Annotated in this window: 10 protein-coding genes; 6 read left to right on the top strand and 4 right to left on the bottom strand. The window is 70.2% G+C overall.

What is annotated here, in order from left to right; translation table 11 throughout:
• Positions 1–257: 257 nt before the first annotated feature.
• The 3 genes from PYV02_RS15210 to PYV02_RS15200 form a co-directional block, all read right to left on the bottom strand.
• Positions 258–662: an SRPBCC family protein gene (locus PYV02_RS15210; protein ID WP_275759923.1), complete on the bottom strand. Its 405-nt coding sequence runs from the start codon at positions 660–662 to the stop codon at positions 258–260.
• Positions 652–1,710 carry an NAD(P)H-dependent flavin oxidoreductase gene (locus PYV02_RS15205; RefSeq protein ID WP_275759922.1) on the bottom strand — a complete coding sequence of 353 codons (1,059 nt, stop codon included), beginning with the start codon at positions 1,708–1,710 and terminating at the stop codon, positions 652–654. Before PYV02_RS15205 ends, PYV02_RS15210 begins: the two co-directional genes overlap by 11 nt.
• Before the next feature lie 138 nt (positions 1,711–1,848).
• On the bottom strand, positions 1,849–2,208 hold the full coding sequence (locus tag PYV02_RS15200; RefSeq protein ID WP_275759921.1) for a DUF488 domain-containing protein: 360 nt from the start codon (positions 2,206–2,208) through the stop codon (positions 1,849–1,851).
• A gap of 75 nt (positions 2,209–2,283) precedes the next feature.
• On the opposite strand from PYV02_RS15200, the gene PYV02_RS15195 reads away from it, so the two are divergent.
• The 6 genes from PYV02_RS15195 to gdhA all read left to right on the top strand — a co-directional run bounded on the left by PYV02_RS15195 (position 2,284) and on the right by gdhA (position 6,170).
• Entirely contained in the window at positions 2,284–2,715 is a 432-nt protein-coding gene (locus PYV02_RS15195) for a hypothetical protein (RefSeq protein ID WP_275759920.1), read from the top strand.
• Positions 2,712–3,365 (top strand): flavin reductase family protein, encoded by a 654-nt coding sequence (locus tag PYV02_RS15190; RefSeq protein ID WP_275759919.1) that lies wholly within the window; start codon positions 2,712–2,714, stop codon positions 3,363–3,365. The genes PYV02_RS15195 and PYV02_RS15190 overlap by 4 nt, the downstream gene beginning before the upstream one ends.
• Complete coding sequence (locus tag PYV02_RS15185) at positions 3,362–3,805, top strand: group III truncated hemoglobin (RefSeq protein WP_275759918.1); 444 nt, start codon at positions 3,362–3,364, stop codon at positions 3,803–3,805. Before PYV02_RS15190 ends, PYV02_RS15185 begins: the two co-directional genes overlap by 4 nt.
• A complete protein-coding gene (locus PYV02_RS15180; protein WP_275759917.1) occupies positions 3,786–4,106 on the top strand; it encodes a non-heme iron oxygenase ferredoxin subunit in 321 nt (106 codons plus the stop codon). The genes PYV02_RS15185 and PYV02_RS15180 overlap by 20 nt, the downstream gene beginning before the upstream one ends.
• Positions 4,096–4,749, top strand: a complete 654-nt coding sequence (locus PYV02_RS15175) for a helix-turn-helix transcriptional regulator (RefSeq protein WP_275759916.1) — start codon at positions 4,096–4,098, stop codon at positions 4,747–4,749. Before PYV02_RS15180 ends, PYV02_RS15175 begins: the two co-directional genes overlap by 11 nt.
• 74 nt (positions 4,750–4,823) lie before the next feature.
• Positions 4,824–6,170 (top strand): NADP-specific glutamate dehydrogenase, encoded by a 1,347-nt coding sequence (gdhA, locus tag PYV02_RS15170; protein WP_420833646.1) that lies wholly within the window; start codon positions 4,824–4,826, stop codon positions 6,168–6,170.
• A 31-nt stretch (positions 6,171–6,201) separates the two neighbouring features.
• On the opposite strand, the gene PYV02_RS15165 is transcribed toward gdhA, so the two are convergent.
• The gene (locus tag PYV02_RS15165; protein ID WP_338056628.1) at positions 6,202–6,627 is read right to left on the bottom strand and encodes a cupin domain-containing protein; all 426 of its coding nucleotides are present in this window, start codon (positions 6,625–6,627) and stop codon (positions 6,202–6,204) included.
• Between the last annotated feature and the right edge of the window lie 132 nt (positions 6,628–6,759).

Raw genomic sequence — 6,759 nt, 5'->3', positions numbered from 1 at the left:
CTTTTGTCGGTTCTCACCTGACCATCGCACGATGGCTCACCACGTCCACGACGTGACACTCGAGCCCGAGAACTACACCACCCCATGGGACGTCACCTCGTTCCGGGTACGGCGTGTCTCGTCCGGGCGCACCCACTGTCGAATGCCCTGCCATTCTCCCACGGCGCCGCCGCGCTGGTCTGAGAGATCGCAGGGCAGATGGTGTTGCGCGCTGCTTTGCGGCAGGACGAGCCGCTGCATTGGTGAGGGCGGGCGACCTATCGGGTGCTTACCGCTTGTTGCAGTCGCGTGAGCCGTGCGTGCCAGTCCTGCTGTAGGCGGGGCAGGAATCGCGCGTCCAGGTGCCAGTGGACGACGTCCACGCGGGCCAGGTTCGCATCGCGGTGGGTGGCGAGTTCGAGGCGGGTGTCCAGTGGCTGGGGTTCTCCCGGCCAGGTGATGCGCCATCGGTAGATCACCCAGCCGGCCGGGCGTTGATCGATGGCCAGCGCGCTGATGTGCCGGCCGTCGGCCTCGGCGTGGAGCACCTGGCCGGCGTCGGTGCGATCGGTCCTGGCCGTGGTGGCGAGCCAACGAGTGAGCAGCACGGGGTCAGTGAAGTACCCGAAGACTGCAGCCGGGTCCGCGTCGACGACCGTGCTGGCGCGCAGCTCAGTGTCCATCGGGCACGCCTGCGGTGAGTTCGGCGAACACCTCGCCCGCCTCGGCCGAGCGCGATAGCGCGGCGGCCTGCCCGGCCCACAGCGACAGCAGCTCGCCCTGGTCCTGGCGGGCGGCCTCGGCGCGGAACTGGCCGGTGAGCCAGTTCTGCGCGGGGAACCGGGCGATCGCCCGCTGCTGTTCGATGGTGGTGACGGCACGGTTGGGGATGCCGCGTGCCGGCCGGCCGCTCATCGCCCGGGTCAGCACGGTGCCGTGCGCGGGCCTATGGCTGATCGCCTGCCGGTGCGCGGCGGGGGCGGCGGACTGCCGGGTGCGCAGGAAGGCAGTGCCGACCTGCACGCCGGAGGCGCCGAGGGCAAAGGCGGCGGCGACGCCGCGGCGGTCGCCGATCCCGCCGGCCGCGACGACAGGGATCGTGACGGCGTCGACGACCTGGGGTACGAGCGCGATCGTGCCGACCAGGGACTGTTCGGCCGGGGCGAGGAAGGACACCCGGTGCCCGGCGGCCTCGAACCCGGTCGCGACGATCGCGTCGGCCCCGCCGGCTTCGAGTGCGACCGCCTCCTCGACGGTCGTCGCGGTGCCGATCAACCGGATCCCGACGCTGTGGGCACGCTCGACGAACCAGGCCGGGGGAACCCCGTAGACGAGGCTCACTGCGGCGGGCCGCGCCTCGAACACGGTCTCGAGCTGCTCGTCGATGTCGGGCAGGAACCGGGTCGGCACCGGTGGAACGTCGATGCCGAGCTCGGCGAAGAACGGCGCCACGGCGCCAATCGCCGCGTCCAGGTCGGCGTCGACCGGGTCGACCTCGTCCCCGGTCGGCAGCCACAGGTTCACAGCAAACGGTCTTCCGGTTGCCGCATGCAGCGCCTGCACGGTCTCCCGGATACGCTCGGGGGCGTACCCGTAGAGGCCGTAGGAGCCGAGGCCGCCGAGGTTGCTGACCGCGGCGGTCAGCTCCACCGAGGACAGCCCGCCGAACGGGCCGAGCACGATCGGCGCCTGAATTCCGAGCAGTTCCTCCAGCCGTCTAGTCCTGGTCATTCGCGTGCTCCTGTCGGTTCGGGGTCGGGATGCCGCACCGCCAGCAGGCAGCTGCGGCCGGCGAGGTGAGCGCGCCGCAGTCCGGGCAGACCCTGTCCAGCCAGCACACCGCCTCCCCGCCCTCGGCAGCCGCCTTGGTCATCGCGCGTGCTCCTGAAGGACGTCGCGGAGCACGATCGCGTGGTTGATCTGCGGGTCGCGCGCCGCGTACAGGAGCGTCACGGAAGGGTGGTCCCGCAGCAGCGCGCGCAGTTCCTCGAGCGCCGGGTTGTCGGTGAGTTCGGCGCGGTAGCGGTCGGTGAACGCTGCGAAGCGGGCCGGGTCGTGGTCCCACCAGGAGCGCAGGCCCGGGCTCGGGGCGATCTGCTTGCACCACAGGGCCACCGCAGCGCGCTGCCGGCTAAGTCCTCGCGGCCAGAGCCGGTCGACCAGCACCCGGAAGCCGTCGCCCGGCTCGGGGGCGTCGTAGACCCGCTTGAGGCGCAGGCCCTCGGTCACGATACGCCCCCTCTTGGTGCGAGTAGACTCTGAATAAACAGGAGACTACTCCGGTTTATTGGAGGCGGACGGATCATGACGGCGGCCCTGGGCGTGCAGATCGCAGCGGTGTTCACCTGGCTCGGAATGGTGCTGGCGATCTCGTTCCTGGAGGCGCCCCTGAAGTTCCGTGCCCCCGGCATCACGATCCCGCTCGGTGTCGGCATCGGCCGGCTCGTGTTCCGGGCGCTGAACATCGCCGAGGCCGTCCTGTGGCTTGCCGTCCTCGCCGGACTGCTGCTGCGGGCAGCCGACGCATCGCCCGCGCAGCTCGCCCTTGTGGTCTTGGTGGGCGTCGACCTCGGGCTCGGCGCGCTCGTGCTGCGGCCGCTGATGGACCGCAAGGTCCGCACCGAAGGATCCGCCGACCACGCCCCCCGCACGCGCCTGCACCTGGGCTACATCGCTCTCGAAGTCGTCAAGGTCGGGCTGCTCGTCGCCCTCGGCGTTCTCGTGTTGGCCTCATGACCGAGCATTCCGAACCGAGCAGGGCAGCGACCGCGGTCGGGGCGGGGCACGTGACGATCCGTCCCAGCATCCTCTACGTGGGCACCCCGGTGATGCTGATCGCCTCGCAGAACCCGGACGGCACCACGAACCTGGCCGCCGCATCCTCGTATTGGGCGCTCGGGCAGATGCTCGTGATCGGCCTGGAGGACGGCGGGCAGACCATCGACAACGTCCTCGCCCTACCGGAGCTGACCGTCAACTTCCCCCAGCCGGAGCTGTGGGAGGCGGTCGAGGCGATCGGCGACACCACCGGTATGAGCCCGGTCCCCGCGGCCAAGACTCCCCGCTACCGGCATGTCGCCGACAAGTTCGCCGCCGCGGGTCTCACCCCTCAGGCATCGGAGGCGGTGAACCCTCCGCGCGTGGCGGAGTGTGCGCTGCAGTTGGAGGCCGTCGTCCGCCGGGTCACCCCGGGGCTCGGAGAGTACAACCTGGTCGAGGCCGAAGTCACCCGTGTGCATGCCGCCCCGGAGATCGTGGTGCCGGGCACGGAGCACATCGACCCGCGCGCCTGGCGGCCGATGATCTACTCCTTCCGGCACTACTTCGGCCTCGGCGCCGAGCACGGCCACCGTCCCACCAGCGATATCGCGGGGCGCACGACATGAGGGATCTCGCGGATCGCGCGGACGTCGCTGAGCTCGTGACCGGGTTCTACCGGGCGGCGTTCGCTGACCCGCTGCTGGGGCCGATCTTCACCGAGGTCGCGATGCTGGATCTGGAACGCCATCTGCCGATCATGTGCGACTTCTGGGAGACCGTGCTGTTCCGCGCCGACCGCTATCACCGCAACGCCCTCCAGCTCCACTTCGTTCTCCACGCCCGCCATCCGCTCACGTCCGAGCACTTCGATCGATGGCTGGAGCTGTGGAACCAGGCCCTCGACGGGCGGTTCGGCGGCCCGGTCGCCGAGCACGCCAGGGTGCAGGCCGACCGCATCGCCGCCTCGATGCTGCGGCGTCTGGCCGGACGCTCCGGCAGCGCCTTCGAGACCATCACCCGCCGCCCGGACCGGGAGGAGCCCGCCGATGCCCGCATCAACCCCTGAACCCTCGCTCGTCTGTGCCGAGACCGAGCTGCGCACCGGACATCCGGTGCGGAAGGTCATCGACGGTCAGGCGATCCTGATCGTCCGCGACGACACCGGTGTCATCCGCGCGGTCGACGACACCTGCACCCACGCCGAGATCTCGCTGGCCGACGGCTTCATCGAGGGCCGCACGGTGGAGTGCTGGGCCCACGGAGCACGCTTCGACCTCGCCACCGGCCAGGCACTGACCCTGCCCGCCGACCGCCCCCTGACGACCCGCCGCATCGAAGTCCACGACGGGATGATCTATGTCGCCTGAGCACAACGGGCACCGCCCCGAACAGCACCGTGCCGCGCCCCCCTCCGCCGCCGGCCGTCAAGTCCTCGACGAACTGCATGCCGCCAACGGCCCCCTCGATGCCGCAGCCGTGGCGGAGCGGCTCGGCGTCCACGTCACGACCGCCCGATTCCACCTCGACCGCCTGGCCGACGCCGGCCTCGCCCGCCGCCGCACCGGCAGCGAGCCGCGGCGCGGCCGCCCCCGGATCCTCTATACCCCGGCAGGCCCCGAGCGAGATGAGGAGTCCCGCGAACAGCTCATCCACGTCCTCGCCAGCGCCCTGGCTGCAGAGGACACCGCCGGCACCGAGTCCGTCGCCGCCGGCCGCCGCTGGGCTGACAGCTTCGACCCCCTCGGCGAAGCCGACCCCGCAACAGGACTCGTCGACGTCCTCGACCGGCTCGGCTTCGACCCCGACCCCCACGAACAGCAGATCCGGCTGCGCGCCTGCCCGTTCCGCGACGCCGCCCGCGAGCACCCTCAGGTGGTGTGCGCCGTCCACCGCGGACTCATCGAACAGCTCCTCGAACCGAGCGGCACCCGTGCCCAGCTCGTCCCCTTCGCCGAGCCCGACCTCTGTCTCGTCGCCCTCGAACCCGCCAGCGCCGCCGCATCCCGGTAGCGTCGGAACCCGTGTGCCGCGAGCCGGCGCACATGCCGCACCCGCGGCAGCGCACCACCGAATGGAGTCCCACCGTGCCCGTACTGGATGAGTCCCTGACGCCTGTCTTCGAGGAGGTCGTGCGCCGCAACCCGGGGGAGGCCGAGTTCCACCAGGCCGTCCGCGAGGTCCTGGAGAGCCTCGGCCCGGTCGTGGCCAAGCACCCCGAGTACGCGGACGCCGAGATCATCCGGCGGCTGTGCGAGCCGGAGCGGCAGATCATCTTCCGCGTCCCGTGGACCGACGACGCCGGCCGGGTCCAGCTCAACCGCGGGTTCCGCGTCCAGTTCAACTCCGCCCTCGGCCCCTACAAGGGCGGCCTGCGCTTCCACCCGTCGGTGTACCTCGGCATCGTGAAGTTCCTCGGCTTCGAGCAGATCTTCAAGAACGCCCTCACCGGCATGCCGATCGGCGGCGCCAAGGGCGGCAGCGATTTCGACCCCAAAGGACGCTCGAACGCCGAAGTGATGCGGTTCTGCCAGTCCTTCATGACCGAGCTGTCCCGCCACGTCGGCGAGTACACCGACGTGCCTGCAGGCGATATCGGCGTCGGCGGCCGGGAGATCGGCTACCTATTCGGCCAGTACAAGCGCATCGCCAACCGCTATGAGTCCGGCGTCCTCACCGGCAAGGGGCTGACCTGGGGCGGTTCCCAGGTCCGCACCGAGGCCACCGGTTACGGGGCCGTCTACTTCATCGACGAGATGCTGCGCGACGCCGGGGACTCCTTCGACGGCAAGCGGGTGGTCGTATCCGGTTCCGGCAACGTCGCGATCTACGCGATCGAGAAGGCCCAGCAACTCGGCGCCATCGTGGTCGCCTGCTCCGACTCCGACGGCTACGTCGTGGACGAGGCCGGCATCGAACTGGAGCTGCTCAAGGACATCAAGAACGGTCACCGCGGTCGCGTCAACGACTACGCCGAGCAGCGAGCCGGCGCGCGCTTCATCCCCGGTGGGTCGATCTGGGAGGTTCCCTGCGCGATCGCGTTGCCCTGCGCGACACAGAACGAGCTCGATGCAGACGGGGCTGCAGCGTTGATCCGCGGGGGCACCCGCATCGTGGCCGAAGGCGCGAACATGCCGACCACGTCAGAGGCGATCCGCGCACTCCGTGAGGCCGGCGTGCTGTTCGCGCCCGGCAAGGCAGTGAACGCCGGAGGCGTCGCCACGAGCGCGCTCGAGATGCAGCAGAACGCCTCCCGTGACTCTTGGACCTTCGAATACACCGACGAACGACTCGGCGAGATCATGCGCTCCATCCACGACCGCTGCCTGGAGACCGCCGACGCCTACGGAAAGCCCGGCGACTACGTCGCCGGCGCGAACATCGCCGGGTTCATCCAGGTCGCCGACGCCATGCTCGCCCTCGGTCTCGTCTGACGAGAATGACCCCGCGGGTCGACGCGCTCGCTCACGCGGGTGTCCCCTTGGTCGGTGCGGCGGTGGCGCGGATGACAGTGAGCAAGAAGACGCTGTCCTCGATCGCGGTCACCGCGTGCCGTTCGGGCGGTATCGGGACCAGGGCGCCAGCATCCAGGTCCCAGGAGCGGCCATCGCCGATGAGGCGCACCCGCCCGGTCAGCACCTGCAGGGTCGCTTCAGGCGGGCTGTCGTGCGCAGCCAGCTCCGCACCGGCCAGCAGCGCGAGGATCGTCTGCCGCAGCACAGTGTCGCGGGAGCCATAGACCGTATCCGCGGCCCGGTGGGCGTGAGCAGTGCGGGCCGTGGCGAGCAGCTTCTCCTGCAGCGCAACCAGGTCCGTCGCCGCCACATTCAATGGGCTGAGGTTCACCGCTGCCGGTCGCAGCGTTCCCGTGTCATTTCCGTCCCGTGTCATCGCTGTCTCCTGATCTCATATCGCAGCTAACAGCAGGGGTGACGTCCCGCTGAGTGGTGGAGTTTCTGGACACCGTGCGAGATCTAGCTGAGTTGATTATGCCGCGGTCAGTTCCGGGATCGCCACCTCCTC

Source organism: Antiquaquibacter metalliresistens (assembly GCF_029211225.1).
Taxonomy (GTDB): Bacteria; Actinomycetota; Actinomycetes; order Actinomycetales; family Microbacteriaceae; genus Rhodoglobus; species Rhodoglobus metalliresistens.
This window is presented reverse-complemented; position numbering and strand designations above follow the sequence as displayed.